The 20,290-nt window shown below is 59.3% G+C and carries 19 protein-coding genes, 1 tRNA gene and 1 pseudogene; 7 read left to right on the top strand and 14 right to left on the bottom strand.

The features are described 5' to 3' along the window. Positions 1-6 precede the first annotated feature (6 nt). Entirely contained in the window at positions 7-672 is a 666-nt protein-coding gene (gene cofC, locus C3F12_00680; GenBank protein PWB48794.1) for a 2-phospho-L-lactate guanylyltransferase, read from the top strand. A 1-nt stretch (position 673) separates the two neighbouring features. Continuing rightward, positions 674-1,417 carry a coenzyme F420-0:L-glutamate ligase gene (gene cofE, locus C3F12_00675; protein ID PWB48835.1) on the top strand — a complete coding sequence of 248 codons (744 nt, stop codon included), beginning with the start codon at positions 674-676 and terminating at the stop codon, positions 1,415-1,417. A gap of 14 nt (positions 1,418-1,431) precedes the next feature. Here the strand turns inward: cofE and C3F12_00670 are convergent, their stop codons facing one another. The 4 genes from C3F12_00670 to C3F12_00655 all read right to left on the bottom strand — a co-directional run bounded on the left by C3F12_00670 (position 1,432) and on the right by C3F12_00655 (position 4,989). Beyond that, positions 1,432-2,037, bottom strand: a complete 606-nt coding sequence (locus tag C3F12_00670; protein ID PWB48793.1) for a hypothetical protein — start codon at positions 2,035-2,037, stop codon at positions 1,432-1,434. After that, positions 2,034-3,284: a 6-phosphofructokinase gene (locus tag C3F12_00665; GenBank protein ID PWB48792.1), complete on the bottom strand. Its 1,251-nt coding sequence runs from the start codon at positions 3,282-3,284 to the stop codon at positions 2,034-2,036. Before C3F12_00665 ends, C3F12_00670 begins: the two co-directional genes overlap by 4 nt. A gap of 63 nt (positions 3,285-3,347) precedes the next feature. Next, positions 3,348-3,422: transfer RNA gene (locus C3F12_00660), tRNA-Gly, on the bottom strand. A 34-nt stretch (positions 3,423-3,456) separates the two neighbouring features. Continuing rightward, positions 3,457-4,989, bottom strand: a complete 1,533-nt coding sequence (locus C3F12_00655) for a hypothetical protein (protein PWB48791.1) — start codon at positions 4,987-4,989, stop codon at positions 3,457-3,459. 177 nt (positions 4,990-5,166) lie between these two features. Here C3F12_00655 and C3F12_00650 point away from each other — a divergent pair, with 177 nt between their 5' ends. Next, on the top strand, positions 5,167-5,373 hold the full coding sequence (locus tag C3F12_00650; GenBank protein ID PWB48790.1) for a disulfide oxidoreductase: 207 nt from the start codon (positions 5,167-5,169) through the stop codon (positions 5,371-5,373). Then, positions 5,370-6,092, top strand: coding sequence for a serine O-acetyltransferase (gene cysE / locus C3F12_00645; protein ID PWB48789.1), 723 nt, complete (start codon positions 5,370-5,372; stop codon positions 6,090-6,092). Before C3F12_00650 ends, cysE begins: the two co-directional genes overlap by 4 nt. Before the next feature lie 148 nt (positions 6,093-6,240). On the opposite strand, the gene glgC is transcribed toward cysE, so the two are convergent. Continuing rightward, positions 6,241-7,494, bottom strand: a complete 1,254-nt coding sequence (gene glgC / locus C3F12_00640) for a glucose-1-phosphate adenylyltransferase (GenBank protein PWB48788.1) — start codon at positions 7,492-7,494, stop codon at positions 6,241-6,243. 290 nt (positions 7,495-7,784) lie between these two features. Between glgC and C3F12_00635 the strand changes: the two genes are divergently transcribed. From C3F12_00635 to C3F12_00625, 3 genes are read left to right on the top strand one after another with little or no spacing between them, the layout of a single operon-like run. Further along, positions 7,785-8,810, top strand: a complete 1,026-nt coding sequence (locus C3F12_00635; protein ID PWB48834.1) for a hypothetical protein — start codon at positions 7,785-7,787, stop codon at positions 8,808-8,810. Beyond that, entirely contained in the window at positions 8,807-9,271 is a 465-nt protein-coding gene (locus C3F12_00630; GenBank protein ID PWB48787.1) for a response regulator, read from the top strand. The genes C3F12_00635 and C3F12_00630 overlap by 4 nt, the downstream gene beginning before the upstream one ends. Next, entirely contained in the window at positions 9,261-10,322 is a 1,062-nt protein-coding gene (locus tag C3F12_00625) for a hypothetical protein (protein ID PWB48786.1), read from the top strand. Before C3F12_00630 ends, C3F12_00625 begins: the two co-directional genes overlap by 11 nt. Positions 10,323-10,454: 132 nt before the next feature. On the opposite strand, the gene C3F12_00620 is transcribed toward C3F12_00625, so the two are convergent. The 9 genes and pseudogenes from C3F12_00620 to C3F12_00580 form a co-directional block, all read right to left on the bottom strand. Next, positions 10,455-10,889, bottom strand: coding sequence for a glycolate utilization protein (locus C3F12_00620; protein ID PWB48785.1), 435 nt, complete (start codon positions 10,887-10,889; stop codon positions 10,455-10,457). 96 nt (positions 10,890-10,985) lie between these two features. After that, entirely contained in the window at positions 10,986-11,408 is a 423-nt protein-coding gene (locus tag C3F12_00615; GenBank protein PWB48784.1) for an antitoxin, read from the bottom strand. A 3-nt stretch (positions 11,409-11,411) separates the two neighbouring features. Further along, positions 11,412-11,711 carry a motility quorum-sensing regulator MqsR gene (locus C3F12_00610; protein ID PWB48783.1) on the bottom strand — a complete coding sequence of 100 codons (300 nt, stop codon included), beginning with the start codon at positions 11,709-11,711 and terminating at the stop codon, positions 11,412-11,414. Between the two features lie 75 nt (positions 11,712-11,786). Then, positions 11,787-13,070, bottom strand: coding sequence for a hypothetical protein (locus C3F12_00605; GenBank protein PWB48782.1), 1,284 nt, complete (start codon positions 13,068-13,070; stop codon positions 11,787-11,789). After that, complete coding sequence (locus C3F12_00600; protein ID PWB48781.1) at positions 13,067-13,597, bottom strand: hypothetical protein; 531 nt, start codon at positions 13,595-13,597, stop codon at positions 13,067-13,069. The genes C3F12_00605 and C3F12_00600 overlap by 4 nt, the downstream gene beginning before the upstream one ends. Beyond that, positions 13,548-15,436 (bottom strand): annotated as a pseudogene (locus tag C3F12_00595) (NrfD family oxidoreductase membrane subunit). Before C3F12_00595 ends, C3F12_00600 begins: the two are co-directional and overlap by 50 nt. A 16-nt stretch (positions 15,437-15,452) precedes the next feature. Beyond that, positions 15,453-18,425 carry a hypothetical protein gene (locus tag C3F12_00590; GenBank protein PWB48780.1) on the bottom strand — a complete coding sequence of 991 codons (2,973 nt, stop codon included), beginning with the start codon at positions 18,423-18,425 and terminating at the stop codon, positions 15,453-15,455. 43 nt (positions 18,426-18,468) lie between these two features. Next, positions 18,469-19,143 carry a menaquinol oxidoreductase gene (locus tag C3F12_00585; protein PWB48779.1) on the bottom strand — a complete coding sequence of 225 codons (675 nt, stop codon included), beginning with the start codon at positions 19,141-19,143 and terminating at the stop codon, positions 18,469-18,471. 73 nt (positions 19,144-19,216) lie between these two features. Next, entirely contained in the window at positions 19,217-20,119 is a 903-nt protein-coding gene (locus tag C3F12_00580; protein ID PWB48778.1) for a hypothetical protein, read from the bottom strand. Positions 20,120-20,290 lie beyond the last annotated feature (171 nt).

Raw genomic sequence — 20,290 nt, 5'->3', positions numbered from 1 at the left:
AGGCCGATGCTGGTCGCCGTCATCCCGGTCAAGGCGTTGAGGCGAGGCAAGGTGCGACTTGCGCCGCTCCTCTCCGCTGAGGAACGATACCTCCTCTGCAAGACGATGCTGGAGGACGTATTGACCGTTGTGGCCTCCGCTCCCCTGTTTGATCGCGTGCTGGTCATCACGTCGGATGCCGAGGCTGCGGCGTCGGCGCGGCAGCACGGGGTTGAGGTGATTGGTGAACGGCAGCAGATCAGGCACAGCCGGTCGGTGCAGACGGCCGCCGCCTACTGTCGCGAGGTCGGGGCCGGGGCGATGCTGACCGTCCCGCTCGATGTCCCACGGATGATGACCGACGACCTGTACCGGATCGTAGGGTGTGGGCCTGTGCCCAAGGGGGTGGTGCTCAGCCCGGCGCGGGATGCCCTCGGGACCAACGCCCTACTCGCCCGACCGCCCGAGGCGATCCCCTTTCGCTTTGGGCACGACAGCTTTCGCGCGCACCGCCGCGAGGCCGAGGCCAGAGATCTGCCGTGTGTGGTCTGCGACCTCCCCAACCTCGGGCTGGATATCGACGAGATCGACGATCTCCGATGCTTCTTGGCGCAACCGGGTCGGACTCGGACGGATGCGCTGCTGCATCGTCTTGGAATAGGCGAGCGACTCGGACGTGGAACAGGCGCCTGAACTGACGCTGATCGGCCTGACCGGTATTCCGGAGGTGCAGGCCGGCGATGACCTGGCCGCCATGATCGTCGATGCGGCGGCAAGGCGGTCGCTTGCTATTCAATCGAGCGATGTCCTGGTCGTAACGCAGAAGGTCGTGTCCAAGAGCGAGGGTCGGGTTGTACGCCTTCGGGACGTGATCCCCTCACCCGCCTCTGTGACCTGGGCCGCGTACCTCGACAAGGACCCGCGCCTGGTAGAGCTGATTCTCAGCGAGAGCCGACGGATCGTCAGGATGGACCAACGACTTCTCCTGGCCGAAACCAGGCACGGCTTCGTCTGCGCCAACGCTGGGGTTGACCGATCAAATCTGCCCGGCGAGGAGACCGCGTCGCTGTTGCCGCTCGATCCGGACGGCTCGGCCACGGCGATCCGCGACAGGATCCGGGTCTTCTGTGGCGCTGATCCGGCGATCCTGATCTCCGATACCTTCGGCCGCCCCTGGCGTGATGGGTTGACCAACATCGCTATCGGCGTAAGCGGTCTGATCCCGCTGGTCGATTACCGCGAGACGACCGATGACTTCGGCCGGCCTCTCAAGGCGACATGTACGGCCGTTGCCGATGAATTGGCCGCCGCCGCAGAGCTGGTAATGGGGAAGACCGAGCGGATCCCTGTGGTCCTGGTCCGTGGCTATCGATGCGTAAGAGGAGAGGGACGGGCGTCAATGCTGGTCCGCCCATCCGATCGTGATCTGTTCAGATAGTCCCCGTACCGTGTCTATTGGGGTGCAGGGGTCGTCTGCCCCTCCAGCGTGAGTCTGCGAAGCTCGGACTCGGCCTGCGCGCGCGCCTTCCTGGCCTCGCTCCTGACGGCTTCCTTTGTGCTCAGCTCGCCGAACAGTCGCTCTCGCGTCGGGGTAAAGCGCCGGTCGACAGTAGTATTGAAGGTGTCGGTAATCAGGGCCTTAATTGTCGTAATCTCATCCGTTGCTTTAACCTCTATTGCCTTGGTGCCGGCGACCTTCGCCTGATACTGAGCCTTCTCGGCAAGCAGGCTGACCGCTTCTCCTGAGGTCCTTGCGCTGAACAGGTGCCCGCCCTTCTCCTGCGTCGCAGCCCTGAACAGCTTCGCTTCGTCCTTCGCCTGTGCCAAATACTCCAGCGCCAGCGAGAACTCCTCAGGCGCATAGATTTCCGCCTCGTAATCCCTGGCCTCCCGGATCGCCTTCTCCGCATCCTCCAATGCCTTCATAAAGACCAACTCCTGCGCATCCGCCACGCCTGCCCTGAGCCAGGTCGAAGGACTGCGTCCGGACATCAACATAACCAACGCGATCATGACGGCCACGATCACACATCGAATACTTCGCCTGCCCTCGCTCATTCTGATGATCCTTTCCCGCGGCGGCCGAGATAGCCAAAACGGTCTACGAATGCCGTCGGTTCGAAGTGGCCGCTACGCGCCAGCGCCTCGATCTGTCCTGATGTTGCAAAGTCCTGGGGCTCCAGGCGGATCATATAGGCCCGAAGCGTCTGATACGCTTCCGAGCCCATATCGACGTAGCGGACGCGGATCTTCCCCGTCTGGGGATCCAGCATCTCGGCAAACGGGATCGGAACCATCTTTCCGCCCTGGATGGTCACCATGGCCTCTGTCCGACCGTCCAACAGGAAACGGGTTGCCCAGTAACCGAGGCTGCGACAATACTGGATGTCCAGCGCACCGGGTGGCGCGCAGCGTAGTTCATAGCCGACATCCTTGGCCGCAATCGTGACGTCGATCTCCCGCGCCTTGAGGCTCTCCGCGACCCGCTCTTTCAGGACTCGTCCCAATACCAGTTCCGAGAGGCGGACATTGCCGTAGCCGTCACGTTCAACCGATCCGAGCTCTGTCGGATCCAGCTTATCGGCCAGCCCTTCGCTCAGAATGGCGACCCCGTGCCCCTTTCCCTGGCCGCGCCGCTTGATCACCGCCCCTTCCAGGGTGTCGACCAACATCTGAAGGGGGATCGTCGGTTCCGGAAATTCTTCTCCAATGACGGTGAGCGTAGCACCGACAGCGCCTCCGATACCCAGCGCCAGATGACCGGCGCGCCGTCCCATCACGGTGACAAAAAACCATCGATCCGTCGTTTCTGCGTCCCCCATCAGGTTTTCGACGATCTCTTTCCCGAGGTTACAGGCCGTCGTGAAGCCGAACGTCGGCACCTCGTGCGGGAGCGGAAGGTCGTTGTCGATGGTCTTCGGCACATGCGCAAGGGCGATCCGCCCCTGTGCGGCCTCCGCCAGCCGATGCACGGCGAAGGCGGTATCATCGCCCCCGATCGTCAACAGGCATGAGATCCCGAGTTTATCCAGCGCCTCGACCGTATTGCGGAGCGTCTCGGGCGACCTGGTCGGATTCGTCCTGGACGTCCGCAGGATCGACCCCCCCTCAAAATGGATGCGGGAGATCCCAGCGATTTCAAGCTCCGTGACGTGGGCGGTGTCGCCTCGCGCAAGCCACTTGAATCCGTCATAGAGGCCGAGCACGCGCACCCCATGATTGCGCGCCTCGATGGTGGCCGCCGCGATGACGCCGTTGATGCCGGGGGCGGGACCTCCTCCAACCAACATGGCCAGCGTTTTCATGCGATCCCTCCGCGGTGAGAAACAAGCGGTTAGCCATGGGCAACGTGTGGATGCTGAACAGGATGGAGCGGGAGACGGGACTCGAACCCGCGACGTTCAGCTTGGGAAGCTGACATTCTGCCACTGAATTACTCCCGCGCCCTCTTCTGTCTAACAAAAGCGCTCGTTGTTGTCAATTGCTTTCGACGCGCAGGTGCAGTGAGTTGGTCGTCGCGTCGAAGAGTTGCTGCCACGACTCCAGATGCGCCCGGACGTAGGTGAGCGCCTCCTGGCGATCGGTCATAGCCCCCGTTGCCTGGGCCTCTTGCAGGTGCTCGATGATAAATCCCAGGAAAGGACCCGGCGTGACGCCGAAAAGATCGATCAGATCGTCTCCCCGCAAAAGAGGCGTGGCCTGACTGGCGAGAAACTCGGTACGATAGAAACGGAGGGCCTCGCGCAGGAACTGCTGATGTCGGGAAAATGCCTCCGCCTCCTCGCCGATCGTGGCCCGCAGGTCCGCCCACGAGTGCAGCAACACCAGGGGAGCCGCATCGCCCGCCTCCCTAAAGAAACGGTACCGCGCCCTGGCGGTCACGGTCGGGGCGCTCGACAGGTGGATCGGCCGTACATGATGCTGCTCGATGCCGGCTACCAGGTTCGTCGCCGTGCGACCCAGCCGAAGGCGGTCACACAGACGGGCGAGGATCGGCAGACCGGCCTGCTCGTGCCCGATGAACCGGACTCGACCGTTCGGTTCGACGCTCCGGGTCTCCGGTTTGCCGACGTCATGCAGAAACCCCAGCAGCTTCAGGATGGCCGTCTCGGTGACGCCTGCCTCGATCTCCCGGTCGAGCCGCTCGCGCAACCAGATTGCATCATCCGGGAAGAAGCGTCGAAGGTCGGTGAGCAGCCGTTCGACAGACGACAGGGTCTGCAGTGAGTGGTCCCAGAGGGGCAGGCGATGCGGCCTGCTCGCCGGGACCGACTTGAGCGCCTCGACCTTCGGGACCAGTACCCTCAGAAGCCCCAGGGTATCGAGCTGTTCGAGCCATGGCGCTGCGGGGACCGTATCGAGTATCCTGAACAGCTCCTCGCGCAGACGCTCACCGGCGATCGTTCCGAGACGCGCTGCACACTCGATGATCCATCCCCTGGTGGCCTCCTCGATAGTAAAATCAAGCTCTGCCGCCAGGCGAACCGCCCGAATGAGGCGAAGCGGATCACGATCGAATGCCGACGGGGCGATGGCCCGCAGGCGTTTGTCCCTGAGATCGATCAGCCCGCGGGTGGGATCAATCACGGAGAGGGTGTGGGGTGTGGGGTGTGGGGTGTGGGGAATGTCGAGGCGGAGGGCGAGTGCGTTCACGGTAAAGTCGCGGGCGGCCAGATCGGCCTCGATCGTCTCGCCCTTCGGTCGGCTGATGTCGATCTGGGTCATACCTTCTGCTGATCCGACAACGACGCGCATCGTCGCCGGATCGAGACGAACCAGACTCCCGTTGAGGGCGGCAGCCAGATCCCGACCGAATCGATCCGGATTCTCCCAGATCACCAGATCAAGATCGGCGCGTCCTGTCCTGCCGGAACCAAGCAAAAGGTCGCGCAGATATCCGCCAACCAGGTAGAGGGGACCGGTCCCGCCGGCCGTCGCGACCGCCTCTATAACCCGAACGCACGGGTTGCGCTGCAACTGATCCGGATGAATGTCCGATGCCTCACTCATCCGAAAAATTCCCTTGCCATTCCCGATTCCTGACCTTTATGATAGCGTTAATGCATAGGGCAGGCCTCGGTCGCCTGCCCTTCTTCCAGGTAACAATCGACAATCGATGAGGGTGACCAAGATGCAGCCCCCGTGTCAATACCATAATGACATGAATACGAGTGAGAAGGAAGCAGTATGATGAGGATTACCGCAGAGATGAAGATTGACAATGTGGTACGGCAATACCCGGAGACCGTCCAGGTCTTCAATCGCTATGGCGTCGCCTGCCTGGGGTGCTCTGCGGCCGAGTATGACAACATCGCCGTCAGCGCCCAGGTCCATGGTGTCAACCTCGATCAACTCCTGCGGGAGCTGAACGAGACCGTCGCCGTTCGAAACTGAATCGCACACATCGCGTGTTCACAACGCTCAAACGGGATATCCAAGCGGCCCTCGACCGAGATCCGGCGGCCCGCAACGCGCTGGAGGTGCTCGTCTGCTATCCCGGCCTGCATGCCCTGTATGTTCATCGCCTCGCCCACTGGTTCTGGAACCATAATCTGAAGACCCTCGGTCGTATCATGTCGCACGTAGGCCGATTCCTGACCGCGATTGAGATCCACCCCGGCGCGCGTCTCGGCCAGGGGCTGTTCATCGATCACGGCAACGGGGTCGTCATCGGCGAGACCACCGAAATCGGCGAAAATGTCACCATCTATCAGGGTGTCACGCTCGGCGGCACCAGCCTGGAGAAAAAGAAACGCCACCCGACGATCGGTAACGGCGTCGTGATCGGTGCGGGCGCCACTATCCTCGGACCGATCAAGATAGGCGACAACAGCCGCATCGGCTCAGGCTCCGTGGTCGTCAAGGAGGTCCCGCCGAACTCGCTGGTGGTGGGCGTCCCCGGTCAGGTTATCTATCGCGACGGCAAGCGGGTGCCCCCGTCCGTCGATCTGGAGATGACCGACCTGCCGAACCCGGCAGAGAAGGCGATTCGATGTGTTGTGGAGCGCCTGCAGGAACTGGAAAAGGAGGTCGAAACCCTCAAAAAGGAGTTACCGGCTGCCCATGCCCCCTATACGTCGTCCTCCCGGTACCACTCGACGCGCAACGAATAGCCCGCCACCTCTCGAGTAGTCCCACATTCTTTTCGGCATTGTCCAGAAGGTCCCCTCACCCGCACCCTCTCCCCAAAGGGGCGAGGGGCAACAAGAAAAACCTCCTCTCCCCTTCCAGGGGGAGAGGACTGAGGTGAGGGGGCTGTTTTTAATCGGGCGGGGTCATGGACCAGGCCTGATCCGGCTCTTCCCGGGCAATGACCACAATGCCGGACTCGGACACATGATAGCGTTCACGGTCCGCCTCTATATGGTAGCCGATCTCGGTTCCCGGTTTGATGAAGACATTCTTGTCGATAATCGCCCGCCGAATCCGACAGCCCCTGCCGATCTCCACCCGATTCATGATCACCGATTCCTCAATCTGGCAGTGACTGTGGATGCGGACATTCCGGCCGATGACTGAATTCCGGACTGTGCTTCCGCTGATGATGGTTCCCTCGGCGACGATTGAGTCCAATGCCATGCCGCGCCGCACGTCGTCGTCAAAGACGAATTTGGCGGGCGGGTCGCTGTAGCTGACGGTACGAATCGGCCAGCTCCGGTTATACAGATTAAAGGTCGGGTGGACCGCGCGCAGGTCCAGATTCGCTTCGTAATACGCCTCGATGGTCCCGACATCCCGCCAGTAGCTCGGCTCTTCCCCCCGTAACAGGGTCGGGATCCGGTTCCTTCTGAAGTCGTAGGCGTACACCTTTCGGCTCTCTGCGATCAGGCGTGGCAGGACGTCCCGCCCGAAGTCGTGGGCGCTGTGTGGGTTATGCGCATCCTCCTCTACCGCCCGAAGCAGCAGGTCGGTTTCGAACAGATAGTTGCCCATCGAGACGAGGGCGTGATCCGACTCGCCCGGGATCGATTTTGGCTGTGCGGGCTTTTCCTCGAAGCCGAGCAGCCGCCAGTTCTGGTCCGCCTCCATCACGCCGTAAAGCGACGCCTCCTGAATGGCGACCGGAAGGGCGGCGACGGTCACCTCCGCCTCACGTCGCAGGTGAAAATCTATCATCTGGCGGATATTCATTTTGTAGATGTGATCCGCACCGAAGACCGCGACCACGCGCGGGTGGACCCGCTTGATCAGGTGCAGGTTCTGATAGACGGCATCCGCCGTACCCTGGTACCACTCTTGGCCGGTCCGCATCTGGGCGGGGACCGGCACGACGAAGTGATTGCGGGAGACGCTGGTGACTTGCCAGCCTTCCTGCAGATGCTCCACCAGCGACTGGGCCTTGAACTGCGTCAGGACATAGATGGAGTAGATACCGGAGTTCACGAAGTTAGAGAGGACCACGTCGATGATCCGATACTTGCCGCCGAACGGAACCGCCGGCTTGGCGCGGTCCTTCGTCAACGGATACAGCCGTTCGCCCCTCCCCCCCGCCATAATCATCCCCAGAACGGTCACGTACGCTCCTCCTCAACAGACCATCGGGTACCTTGTGCCAACTCCTCATCGGCCAGCGGTGCGATTATCCACACTTAGGCGCCAGTTGGCAAGCAAATGAGCGAGCCCTACGCAAGATTGACATAATAGGGGCTTACGAATATTATGTTGTCCTATATTGGGACTATACGGCGTGCTATAGATCAGCGACAAGAATAGGAAGTTCATCATTGAACAAAAAAGAAACGAATAACACGGTCCTTGTGGCATGTATCCTGTCGTCCCTCGGCATATTTATCTTTGGTCTGTTTATGCCGCTGGGTGTGGCCGCCGCCGTCCCGTATATCGGCGTCGTACTGCTCTCCCTGTGGTTGCCGGATCGCAAACACACCCTGATCACCGGAATGACTGTGTCCATATTGACGGTCGTCGGTGTGGTGTTGGCACCTCCCCCCATAGAAAAGGTATGGATCGTTGTTGTCAACCGATCCCTCTCCCTCCTCGGGATCTGGGCGGCCGTCGTTGGCGTTTCGGCGTACAGGCGTTCTCTGAACACCATAACGGCGCAGAAGGAGCTGTTGGAAAAGGAGGAAGCGGCGCTGAGGCAGGCTAACATCAATTTAAAAAAATATACTGAGGAGTTGAAGCGTTCCAATGCGGAGCTGGAGCAGTTCGCCTATGTGGCCTCCCACGATCTTCAGGAGCCGTTGCGGATGGTGGCCAGTTTCACGCAACTCCTGCAACGACGCTACAAAGACCAACTCGATGCCGACGCGCATGAATTCATCTCTTATGCCGTAGAAGGCGCGAACCGCATGCAGCGATTGATCAATGACCTGCTGAGCTATTCCAGGATCCACACCAAGGGCAGGCCCTTCGAAGCGGTCGACTGCGAGGAGATCCTGGGTCAGGCACGCGCCAATCTTCAAGTGGCCATAGAGCAACGCGGCGCCATGGTCACCAACCGTTCCCTTCCGGCGGTCATGGGCGATGCGTCACAACTGATGCGGCTATTTCAGAACCTGATCGATAATGCCATCAAGTTTGCGGGGGAAGAGGCCCCCCGTGTTCACATTGCCGCGGAACAAAAGGATGGAGAATGGCTTTTCTCGGTGCGGGACAACGGGATCGGCGTTGAGCCGCAATACAAAGAGCGTATCTTCGTCATCTTTCAGAGACTGCACGGTCGAGATGAGTACCCGGGCACCGGCATCGGCCTGGCCATCTGCCGAAGGATTGTGGAACGGCATGGCGGTCGGATCTGGATGGAGTCAGAGCCTGGAAAGGGCTCCACCTTTTATTTTACAATCCCAAGCACAGGAGGCAATTCGACATGAAGAAGCGAGACAACGGTACACTGATCGAGATCCTGCTGGTGGAGGATAATCCGGCCGATGTGCGCCTCACCAAGGAGGCCCTCAAGGACGGAAAGCTCCTCAATCATCTCAGCGTGGTCGGGGATGGGGTGGAAGCGCTGGCCTTTCTGCGGGGCCAGGGGAAGTACAAGGACGCCCCGCGCCCCGACCTGATCCTCCTCGACCTGAATCTCCCCAAAAAGGATGGCCGGGAGGTGCTGGCGGAGCTCAAAACCGACGAGCGGTTAAAGAGCATCCCCGTCGTCGTCTTGACGGTCTCCAAGGCCGAAGAGGATATCCTGAAGACCTATAAGCTGCACGCCAACTGTTACATTACCAAGCCGGTGGACCTCGACCAGTTCATCAGGGTGACACAGTCGATCGAAGATTTCTGGTTCAGCATCGTGAAGCTGCCTCCAAAGGAGGAGGTCCATGAAAGGTGACGCCATTCGTGTCCTCATGATCGAGGACGATCTGCCCTATGTTCGGTTCATAGAGGAGGTCCTAAAGGAGCCCAGCCGGGCCAGATGTGCGTTGACCTATGTGAAAAGACTCAATGAGGCCACGGAGTTGCTGGGCAAAGAGGAATTTGACGTGGTGCTGCTGGACCTCAATCTACCGGATAGTTGGGGGTTCGACACATTCGAGCGCGTCCATTCGCAATTTCCCTCGGTTCCTGTTGTGGTCCTGACCGGTCTGGAGGATGAGGAGTTGGGCATGAGGGCCGCCAAGAAGGGCGGCTATTACCTAAGTAAAGCGGGTATACCGGGGGGTCTTCTTATCAATACGATCCAGCATGCTATCGAGCGTACGCGTCTCCTGGAAGATCTGGAAAAATCGTATCAGAAGTTTTATAGCCTCTCGGCACATCTGCAGCATCTGCGGGAGGAGGAAAGAAGGTGGCTCGCTAGAGAGCTTCACGATGAGCTTGGGGGGCTCTTTACGGCGATGAAAACGGAATTATCCTTTGCAGTCAAGCAACTCGCCGAACGCCCCAGTCTCCTTTCTGAGACGGAAAAGTCCCTGACGAAGCTCATCGATACGGGGATTGAAACCGTCCAGCGGATCTCCTCCGATCTGAGGCCGCCCCTATTAGACCACTTGGGCCTCATGCCTGCGATCCAGTGGCATATTCAGGAATTCCAAAAACGGACCGGGATTCAGTGTCAATGGACATTATGTACTGGGGAGATCCCTTTGGATAAAGACCGGGATCTTGCGGTCTTCCGCATTGTGCAGGAAGCCCTGACCAACGTGGCCCGCCATTCGAAGGCATCCCGGGTCACCGTGGAGGTGTCAAGGAACGAGGACTCGATGACGTTGAGGATCGAAGACAATGGGGTGGGATTCAATGAAGAAAAGCTCGACGACCCTCATTCCTTCGGTTTGATCGGCATACAGGAGCGTGTCCTCTTTTTGAAGGGTCAGGTGACGATCAAAGGCTTCCCGCAGCAGGGGACAACAGTTGCCGTCACCATCCCCCTGCTAGTGTAGTGCGTCTGACGCTTCTTCACATTCATTCTGGAGCCGTCATTCCCGCGAAAGCGGGAATCCAGCGCAGCAAGACTGGATTCCGGGTCAAGCCCGGAATGACGATCACTATAAAGAGACTTATGGGACACTACGCTAGGTCCGCCAGGGGTGGACCGGGAGGTCGGCGAGGCCGATGGCCTCAGCGCCGGCCTTGGCCACAAGATGATCGTTTTCCACAGTGCTGCCGCTCACGCCGATCGCCCCGATGAGAATTCCCTCCATATTGACGATCGGCAGCCCGCCCGGAAAGGTGATGAGCCCTTCGTTGCTGTGCTCAATCCCGTAGAGCGGACCGCCGGGCTGGGACAGCTTGCCGATCTGTCCCGTCGGCATCGCAAAGAAGCAGGCGGTTTTCGCCTTCTTAAAGGCGATGTCGATGCTTCCGACCCATGCATCGTCCATCCGGACGAACGCCTTCAGGTTGGCGCCTGAGTCCACGACGGCGATATCCATACACGTTCCCAGCTCCTTAGCCTTCTCAATGGCCACTTCGATTGCCTGCTCAGCCTGTTCAAGCGTTACGTGCATCGAACCTCTCCTCTCCCGGAATGGGGTCTTCGACCCTTGTCAAGCCGCGACTTACTTTTCGCGGAAGCAGTTTATCGCTATCTCTATGGGTTCGGCTTAAGCGACTTTACGCTTCTTCAGTTCATTCAGTAATTCAGGATGTCGATCCAGCAATCGAAAGAGATTTACCACCGCCGCCACCGGTTTGGCTTCACCTCTTTCGTAGCGAGAAAAGGCGTTGTGACCGCCACCAGCTATGGTCGCCGCTTCCTTTTGAGTTAATCCGAGCTTTTTTCTAATGCGAGCAAGTTCAAAGGCTTCTTGCCGGTCAACGCGGGCCATAAAATTATCAAGTAGCGATTCGGAGGCAGTCGCTTCTTTTCCGGTTAGGATGCCTTCACCGCATACAGCACACCAGGCCCCTTCCTGTTCGTATTCGAGGAGATGGCCACGGTATTCGAACCTTGTCTGTTTCGTCCGCTGTTCTAATGTTCCCTGAAAACAGGCGGGACATCTCTTTCCATCCCATTGCCGGCTCATTAGTTATCTCTCCTTGAACGACACGATAAAGTAATCCCCGTATTGTTGAAACTTGATATATAGGGCTCGCTTCTTCCATTCAGCATGGTACACATCCTGCCATACCCGGCTATCTGTATGGACCGTCATGGACTTATAAAGGTTTCCTGGAGACAGTCGTTGAATTACGGTCAGGGCATGTGCCAGAGATATCCCTGCCGCCTTAATGCCGTGTCGGGCTGTCACCGTCAGATTCATAGTCTCGACAGAGCGTATCTGAGCCTGAATCGCCTTCAGGCCATAATGAGGGCGGCGTTTTTCCATACATCACTATAACCCTCAGAGGGTAATGATTCAACAGCGATTTTGTTCGATACCTTGAACAGGGGGATCTCTCGTCTATCTTTGCGACGAGTGGGGAGACTCTAAAGCCGCGGGCAGGTGATCGGGTAGGGGGAGGATCGGGAAGAGCCGAATAAAGGCCAGGTAGGACAGGATGGCTGCGCTGGCGAATCCCAGACTGATCAACAGCTCGGGGATACCCAGGGGCGCGGCAGGGCCTGTCCAGAGCGCCGGGACGACGAGCACGTACCGCTCGACCCAGATGCCGCCGGCGATGGCCAAGCCCATCGGCAGCAGGGCAAAGGGGTCCTGCTTGGCGCGGCGACTGAAGAAGACGATCAACGGTCCCACGAATCCCGCCATCAGCGCGACCCAGGAGAAAAGCGCCCACGGGAGTACCTGCGTTCTCAGAATCACATATTGGGTCTCTTCGGTGATGTTGCCGTACCAGATGACAATGTACTGGGCCCAGACCAGGCCGATGACCAGCATATCGAAGCCGAACAGCAACTTGCCGAGGTCATGGAAATGCGTGGCGGTGATCCATCGCTCCAATCCGAGGGTCATTCGGAGTACGATGGTCACGACGGCGATGCCTGCCAGGCCGAGATACAGGCTGCTCATGAAGAAGTAGCCGCCGAACAGGCTGCTGTACCAGTGGGGGTCCAACGACATGATCAGGTCGAACCCCAGCAGGCTGAAGACGACCGCATAGGCGACCAGGATGGCCGGTCCGAGCACGCCGAGCACCCGGCGCGAACGTTGGTGTTCTGCCTCAAATCCCTGCCAGCCGCGCGTCAGCCGGGCGTAGAGCGGAGTGGCCGGGATCAGCGACCGTTGTAGCGCGCGTCCGAGCTGCGGGCGGAGATTGTAGTACAGATACAGCAGGCTGAGGACGACCATCATTGCCAGGCCGAGACCGTTTCGGGAGAAGAAGAAGGGAACGTTCAGCCACGCCGCCTTCTCGGGGATCGGATGGCGCACCCAGGGGTAGAGCCAGGAGCGACCAAAGAAGAGCGGGACGTAAAGGAGTAGAGTGATCGGGAGGAACGATCCCATCCCGATGGCAACCCGTTTGATGACGGGACCCCAACGGGCATTGCACAGATCGTAGATCGCTCCAAAGACCACGCCAGCCTGAGCCAGGCCGGTCCAGAAAAGAAAGTTGACCAGATAGATCTCCCACGCCCGGACCGGCTGTTCGGCGGAGATACCGAGCAAGAAGGTAAGTAAGCCTGCGATCAGTAGTCCCGTGAGAATCCCGGCGACGGCGCGAGGACTCCGACGCGGAATCCTGCGGATACTCTCCTCCAAGTCGGCGAGTTCGGTCGTAACGTTCATGGTTGCCGGAGGCTCCTGAGAAAGTTGACGATCTCCCACCGCTCCCTGGGGGCGATCAAGTCGCCATGGGCGGGCATAATCGGACCGCCGTTTCGGATCGTCCCATAGAGATAGCCATCGCTCTTCTGTTGAAAGAACGGAAGGGTCAGGTCTGGTGGAGGAATAAACTTGGCGGCTACCGGACCCATCCCTTTACCGTCGGCGCCGTGGCAGTGGACACAGTAGATCTCGAACAGCCGCCGCCCGTTCTCCACGGATTGTTCGGTGACCGGCACCGGATTGACGAGGCTCTTATCCATCTCCTCGCGTGTCATCGGGCGCTCCCACCCGTCTCGTGGGATGGTTCCTGCTGCAGGACGTCGTGGCGCTTCCTGCGGCTTGATGGAGGGCTGGTCCTTCATGTCTCGGCTCCACGGGAAACCATACGCCGAGCCGGCCCAGAACAACAGAGCGGTCACCGCCCATAGACCTGTACACCTACACTTCAACATCGCCTTCCACCTGACGGACCGCGGCCGCTCCCGCATGGCGGAGAATCTGTGCCGTAGCCTCGATATCGTTCGGCGCGCAGAAGACAAAGAGGCCGAACTGGTCCTGACAGAAGCGAGGGTGAAACGCGGGACCGATGTGGAGTCTTGGGAAACGCGCATTGATCAGCAACCCCAGCAGGGTTCCGATCGCCCCGAAGAGAATCGTCAGCTCGAAGGCGATCACGATAAAGGCCGGCATCGAGACGATCGGCTTGCCTCCGACGATGTGCGGATAGCCGATGGAGGTGTTGATGGTCAAGCCCAGTCCGAAGATTGCGCCGACAATCCCACCGACGAGGGTGAACACGCGGACGGGGCTCTCGCGGCGACCCAGCGCCTCATCGATCTCATGGCGGGGGACAGGCGACGCGACCCGGAGGTTGTCGAAACCGGAGACGCGCAGCTCTCGGATGGCGGCGAGAAATCGATCGAGCTGATCGAAATGCCCCACCACCCCGACCGCTCGCCCGTTCATCAACAGTCCTCCTCCCTTTCCGCCTTCCGCCTATCGCCTTCTGCTTCGTTCATCACGGGCGGCGGAAGCTGTTCCTTGACCTCTACGATCGAGACAACCGGCAGCAGTTTCGCAAAGAGGAGAAACCAGAGGAAGAACCATCCGAAGCTGCCGGCCGTGATGCTGAGATCGACCCACGTCGGTGTGTAGAGGCCCCAGGTGTACGGATCGTAGTCGCGCGCCAGCGAGGTGACGATAATGACGAATCGCTCGAACCACATCCCCACGTTGATGAGGAGACAGATGACGATCAGCCATGGCGTACTTGTCCTGATCCGCTTGATGAAGAAGAGGAGGGGGATCAGCGAGTTGAAGACGATCATGATCCAGAACCCCCAGGCGTAATCGCCCAGCGCCCGGTAGCGGAAGGTCTCCCATTCGAAGTTGTTGGCGCTGTACCAGGCGATGAAATACTCGGTCGCATAGGAGTAGCCGACGATCATGCCGGTGAGGACGATCAGCTTCGCCAGGTTTTCCAGATGTGTCTGCGTGAGGTACGCATCGAGGCGGAAGACCCGTCGGAGCGGGATCAGGAGCGTAATCACCATCGCGAGGCCCGAATGGATGGCCCCCGCCACGAAGTAGGGGGCGAAGATGGTCGAGTGCCAGCCGGGGACCATCGACATGGCAAAGTCCCACGAGACGACGCTGTGGACCGAGATGACCAGGGGTGTCGCCAAGGCGGCCAGGAACAGATAGGCGCTGGTGTAATGCCGCCACTGTCGGTCGGTCCCCTGCCAGCCCTGGGCTAAAAACCCGTAGACGCGACGCCGCCACCCGGTCGACTGGTTTCGAACGACGGCTAAGTCAGGAACCAGGCCGGTGAAGAAGAAGACCATGCTTACCAGCATGTAGGTCAAGACCGCGAAGACGTCCCAGATGAGCGGGGAGCGGAAGTTGGGCCACAGCCCGCCCACCTGCGGGTAGGGGAGAAGCCAGTAGACGTACCATGGACGCCCCAGGTGGATGATCGGAAAGAGGGCCGCGGTCATCAGGGCGAAGACGGTGACTGCCTCCGCCGCCCTGTAGATCGAGGCGCGCCAGCGGACGCGGAAGAGAAACAGGACGGCCGAGATGAGCGTCCCGGAGTGGGCGATCCCGACCCAGAAGACGAAGTTGGTGATGTCGATGGCCCACATGGTCGGGTGCGTGAGGCCCCAAACCCCCATCCCATACCGGATCTGACGGCTGAAGGCGAATACGCCCAGCGCCACAAGCGCAATCGCAATGGTTAGGAGGAGATACCAGGTGCGCCCGGGCGCCTGCATTGTCTTCAGCAGATCCCGGTCGACCCGGCTATAGCTGAGTTTGTAGTCGGCCATGTCGAGTGCTGAGTGGTCAGTGTTCAGTGCCGGCGATGACGATTTTTTTCAGATAGGTGATCGCCGGTTGCGTATTCAGATGTTCCAGAACCCGGTAGCGACGCGGGCTGCGGCTGAGTTGTGATACCTCACTGGCCGGGTCCTTCAGATCGCCGAATACGATCGCCCGTGTGGGACAGGTCTGGGCGCAGGCCGGTACGATCTCGCCGTCCCTGACCGGCCGCCCTTCCTCTTTTGCCTTGGCTTTTCCGGCGGTGATCCGCTGTACGCAAAAGGTGCATTTCTCCATCACGCCGCTCTCGCGGACCGTCACGTCGGGATTGAGTTGGAGGTGGAGCGGCTCCGGCCATGGATAGGTAAACCAGTTAAAACGGCGGACCTTGTACGGGCAGTTGTTGGAGCAATATCGAGTTCCGACACAGCGGTTATAGACCTGGATATTCAACCCTTCGGAGTTGTGCAGTGTGGCATACACGGGACAGACCGGCTCGCAGGGCGCATTATCGCACTGCTGGCAGAGCATTGGAATAAACCGGGTCCCTGGTTGATCTGCAGGTCCCTCTTCAAATCGCTCAATCCGGATCCACGACATCTCGCGGCCCTTCATTAATTGCGCCTTGCCGACCACCGGGATATTGTTCTCCGCATAGCAGGCCACGACGCAGGCGGCGCAGCCGGTGCACGCGTTGAGGTCGATGGCCATGCCCCACCGGTGGATGGGGTGCTCATGAGGCGGGTACATCTGCCGAGTGTTGGGTGTTGAGTGTTGAGTGTTGAGTGCAGGCTCACTCGGTTGTAACTCCCCCGGCGAGATCGCCTGGGCAATCCCTCGGTCGTATTGGCGGGTACTTCCCGAGACCGACGCCAGAGGATACCTGAGGCCGGTGTTGGTAAGGGTCACCACCGAGAAATCTGACCGGCCCTCGGAGCCCGACCCCGACTTCGAGTGCAGCAACATAAAAGGGTTGCCGCCCCGTCGCGTCTCGCCAAGCCCGATCGCGTTGGGATCTTGTGGATTGGCGTAACGACCAAAGGCGGTGTGACCCTGACCGATTGGGGCGGCCACTGTCCCTCGCCTGACCCCGGGAGAGAGGTGGGCGGGTAGCTCGATTTCTCCGTACGACGATGTGACGTTCAAAAGATCGCCTTCGCCGATGGCCTGGTGTTGTGCATCCTCCGGATGGATGTCGAGCCAACCGTCCCAGGCGAGCTGGGTCATCGGATCGGGGAGTTCCTGGAGCCATGGCCTGTTGGATCCGCGGCCATCAAAATGATTGATCGATGGGTAGGGGAGGAGGATCAGGGACTTGGGCTGATCGAGAACCTGAAGCGTTTGCAATACGTCTGACAGACCCTTGAAATTCAGACCAATAGGTCGAGGACGCACCTCTTGAAAGACGCCGCCGCGCTGCAGTGCGTCGCCCCAGAATAGCTCAAAGTCGGTCTTCGATCCGACCTGCCGATGCAGCGCTCGCCATCGATTGCGAAGCCGTTCGTAAAAGCTCGCTTCCGTGAAGGCCTGCGTCTGTGGGTCGCCCGATCGCTTCGCCAGCGACAGCAAGAGATCGCCGAGCGGTTTCGTGTCGAAGATCGGTTCCATAGCGGGCTGCATCAGGCCGTACATCCCTTCCCACGGTTCCTCGTCCCCCCAGCTTTCGAGAGGGGTATGGATCGGCAGGATGAGGGTAGCCCTCGCCGTCGTCTCATCCATGAAGCTGGAACAACCGACCACTAGCGGTACCTTTTCCAGCGCCTGATCGAGGCCCGCCGACTTGGGGAGTGTGAAGAGCGGGTTGACATCAGAGAAAAAGAGGGCGGAGATCTCGCCGTTGTTCATCCCCTCGATGAGCGAAATCAACTCGTGATAGGCGGACAGCCGGCCAAGACCGGACAGGGGACCGAAGCGGACAGTCCGGCCGATATTCCCGGTGACGTAGTTCAACAGGTTTACCGCAGCCACTGTTGCTGTTGCGTGTTGGTCGCTTCCAATGCTCCCGCCGCCCAAGGCGAGCCCGGGATCGGACTGGGCGAATAGGCGGGCAAGTGTCTCCAGATCCTCCGTCGTAACCCCTGTAGCCCGCGAGACCCGTTGGGGCGTGTAACGATCAACCAGATCCTTGATCCGTTCGATCTGATCCCCGGGGACTCCCCTGTAGAGCCCTTCTGCAATGATCACCCGGACCACCCCTAACGCCATGATGCCTTCGGTGCCGGGCGGGATCGAGACCCACCGGTCGGCGTTGGCCGCCGTCAGTGAGCGTCGTGGCCCGACGAAGATAAAACGCCCCATGCGGCCCTCCTGGTATGTGCGCATTGCGGCGAATTCGCGCGCATACATCACGGGCGAGATCCAGGTCTCCAGAAAGTCCGATCCGAACGACAGGATGAGTTGAGAGGATTGGAGGTCGTAGGTGGGGATCGCTTCGAGCCCGAACATGAGCCCCGCAGCACGCTTGATCGCCTCGTATGTAAACGGCTCATAGCGTAGCCGCCGGCTTGAGCCGAACGCCTGAAGCCATCGATCGATCAATTGGTCCAAGGTTCCTGTGAGATGCGGTGTCAGCCAGACGATCCCCCGCTTCCGCTCACGTAGCTCCTCCAGGCGATTCACCAGCCATCCTTCGGCTTCGTTCCAGCTCAGTGGCTTGAATTGACCTGACGCGTTCTTGAGCAGCGGTCGGCTGATCCGATCCGGATTGTACAGTCCCTGGAGAGAGGCCTGGCCGCGGGCACACAGACGACCCCGGTTGACCGGATGGTCGGGGTTACCCTCGACCGTGACGGCGCGTCCCTCCAGTGTCTTGACCAGCATCCCGCACCCGGCCGGGCATTCGCGGCAGACCGTGGCATACCACGTCGCTCGGCCAGGAATAATCTCCTCCGGCGGGATCAGATACGGGATCAGCTTCTCCGGGACCTGGTTGGAGCAGCCCGTGAGGGTCGCCGTTCCGCCGATTCCAAGCCACTTGAAGAACTCGCGCCTATTCACTCTTCTTTCCCGATTCCTTCACTCAACACTCAACACTGTCTCTTCACTTATGACAGGTCACGCAATCGATGCTCGCTTGTCGATTGCGATGGCAGTCAAGACATCGATTCATGGTCAGGTCTACCGCTCTGTAAACGCGATCCATCGTCTGAATCGAGCCATGACACTTCTCGCAGTTGATGTGAGCCCGGACATGGGCCACATGCGAGAACGCCACAAAATCCGGTTGACCGAAGATCTTGACCCACGGGATCGATTCCTGCCGGTCCCAATACCCTTTCAGTTTTTGGATCTCCGGGCGATTGGCGGCGGTGATCTTGTGGCATCCCATGCAGAGTTGGACGGATGGGATGCCGGCAACAGGGGATCGCCTGGCATTCGTATGGCAGTACAGGCAAGGGATCTGATGGACACTGGTGTGGACCTTATGGCTGAAGTCGACAGGTTGGACAGGCGGCGTGCTCTCGGAACGAAGAGCTGTGAATCCAAGAATGGTGACAAAAATCACAAGCCCAAGCAAAACCATCATGATCCGCTTCACCAGTGCTGGCCCCCTCCCCATCGTCGGGCTCGTTGCCGAGGCACTGTTCCGGCTGGTCGGCGTATCGGTTTCAGGGGTCTGTTGAGCTGAGAGGACGGGAACGCGCGACCAGTGGCCGAGGCGGGTCGCAATCGGGCTGTGAAAAGGGGGAGGCGACCGCAGGATCGCCTCCCTCATCACTGTTGCGAATAGCTATATCATTTTGCAGCATGTCGTGTCTCAATTGGCGAGAGATGCGACAATTGTTCCGTTAGAAATTGAGGCCGACATAGCCACCAGTTGTGAAATGTCGCAGATTTTCATCCGGGATATCGGGACCCCAATAGTAGCGGAAGTCGACGCCAAGGCTGACTCGATTATTCCAGAACAGCCGTTCAATGCCAAATCCGCTGACCCCGCCGACGCTGATGTTGGTAATGGCCTTGTTGACAGGAGTATTGACGTTGAAGGTTAACCCCACAGGGATAATCCATGGCCGATACGGGGCGAGCAGGGGGCTGTAAGAGCCGAGGTTGTCGAACCGGATCTTAGGGGCGATGCCTACGGTCAGAATGTTCTCCAATCCCCTTTTCTCCGCGAGTTTCTTGTTGGGAGCCGTTGGACCTTCAACCGTAGCGTCTGAATCACCTGCTGTCTTCTGTGTCTGGATGTACTCAACGTAGATCTCTCCAAGCAGTGTACTGTTGAAGATCGTCATGATCGGCAGGTCCACGCCGCCACCGACTTGCCAACCGTCTTTATCGTTGGAATCACTCTGAGTTGTTAATAGTGAGTTGGTCCTCGGATGATCCATGCGGACAAAGCCGCCCTTGAAAAAGACCTGCCCTCCCGACAGGGCGGAGCTTGCGGCCTTCGCAGCCATCTCGATCTTCATCTCCTGCTTCAACGCTGTCATCTTTTCTTCTACGGGGCGCGGAACCTCGGCCTGCATCTTGGTTTCGAGCGCATCCAGACGATCCTGCATTCGTTTGATCATGTTGTTCTTTGTCTGAACCTCGTCCCGTAACGCCTGCAGTTCCTGCTTGAGCTGGTTCAATTCACTGCGCATCTGTGCGTCGGCGTGACGTGTGAAGGGAAGAAACAATGGCATCGACAATAATAGTGCGAATACAGTCCAGTTCACCTTGCCCGAATACCTCCCCCAGATTTTCACCGTTCACCTCCCCTTGGTAGTTGGTAAGATGTGATCGTCCCCCCAATCATAAAATAAAACTCCATTTGTGGTTCAAAATCAGCCGATTTTACCATCGTCATAATTCTTCAAGCTCCAATTTACAAACTCTATTTGTTTATAGATAGTACATCTGTCCCACGACACCTGTCT

Source organism: Candidatus Methylomirabilota bacterium, assembly GCA_003104975.1.
Taxonomy (GTDB): Bacteria; Methylomirabilota; Methylomirabilia; order Methylomirabilales; family Methylomirabilaceae; genus Methylomirabilis.
The sequence above is the reverse complement of the archived record's forward strand: the minus strand, read 5'-3'. Positions and strand labels throughout refer to the sequence as shown.

Bases quoted from the DNA above. Each gene is read 5' to 3' on its own strand.
- cofC (PWB48794.1), top strand. From the start codon at position 7: ATGCTGGTCGCCGTCATCCCGGTCAAGGCGTTGAGGCGAGGCAAGGTG.
- C3F12_00670 (PWB48793.1), bottom strand. From the start codon at position 2,037: ATGAGCGAGGGCAGGCGAAGTATTCGATGTGTGATCGTGGCCGTCATG.
- C3F12_00665 (PWB48792.1), bottom strand. From the start codon at position 3,284: ATGAAAACGCTGGCCATGTTGGTTGGAGGAGGTCCCGCCCCCGGCATC.
- C3F12_00655 (PWB48791.1), bottom strand. From the start codon at position 4,989: ATGAGTGAGGCATCGGACATTCATCCGGATCAGTTGCAGCGCAACCCG.
- C3F12_00650 (PWB48790.1), top strand. From the start codon at position 5,167: ATGATGAGGATTACCGCAGAGATGAAGATTGACAATGTGGTACGGCAA.
- C3F12_00635 (PWB48834.1), top strand. From the start codon at position 7,785: ATGCCGCTGGGTGTGGCCGCCGCCGTCCCGTATATCGGCGTCGTACTG.
- C3F12_00630 (PWB48787.1), top strand. From the start codon at position 8,807: ATGAAGAAGCGAGACAACGGTACACTGATCGAGATCCTGCTGGTGGAG.
- C3F12_00625 (PWB48786.1), top strand. From the start codon at position 9,261: ATGAAAGGTGACGCCATTCGTGTCCTCATGATCGAGGACGATCTGCCC.
- C3F12_00620 (PWB48785.1), bottom strand. From the start codon at position 10,889: ATGCACGTAACGCTTGAACAGGCTGAGCAGGCAATCGAAGTGGCCATT.
- C3F12_00615 (PWB48784.1), bottom strand. From the start codon at position 11,408: ATGAGCCGGCAATGGGATGGAAAGAGATGTCCCGCCTGTTTTCAGGGA.
- C3F12_00610 (PWB48783.1), bottom strand. From the start codon at position 11,711: ATGGAAAAACGCCGCCCTCATTATGGCCTGAAGGCGATTCAGGCTCAG.
- C3F12_00605 (PWB48782.1), bottom strand. From the start codon at position 13,070: ATGAACGTTACGACCGAACTCGCCGACTTGGAGGAGAGTATCCGCAGG.
- C3F12_00600 (PWB48781.1), bottom strand. From the start codon at position 13,597: ATGCGGGAGCGGCCGCGGTCCGTCAGGTGGAAGGCGATGTTGAAGTGT.
- C3F12_00585 (PWB48779.1), bottom strand. From the start codon at position 19,143: ATGAGGGAGGCGATCCTGCGGTCGCCTCCCCCTTTTCACAGCCCGATT.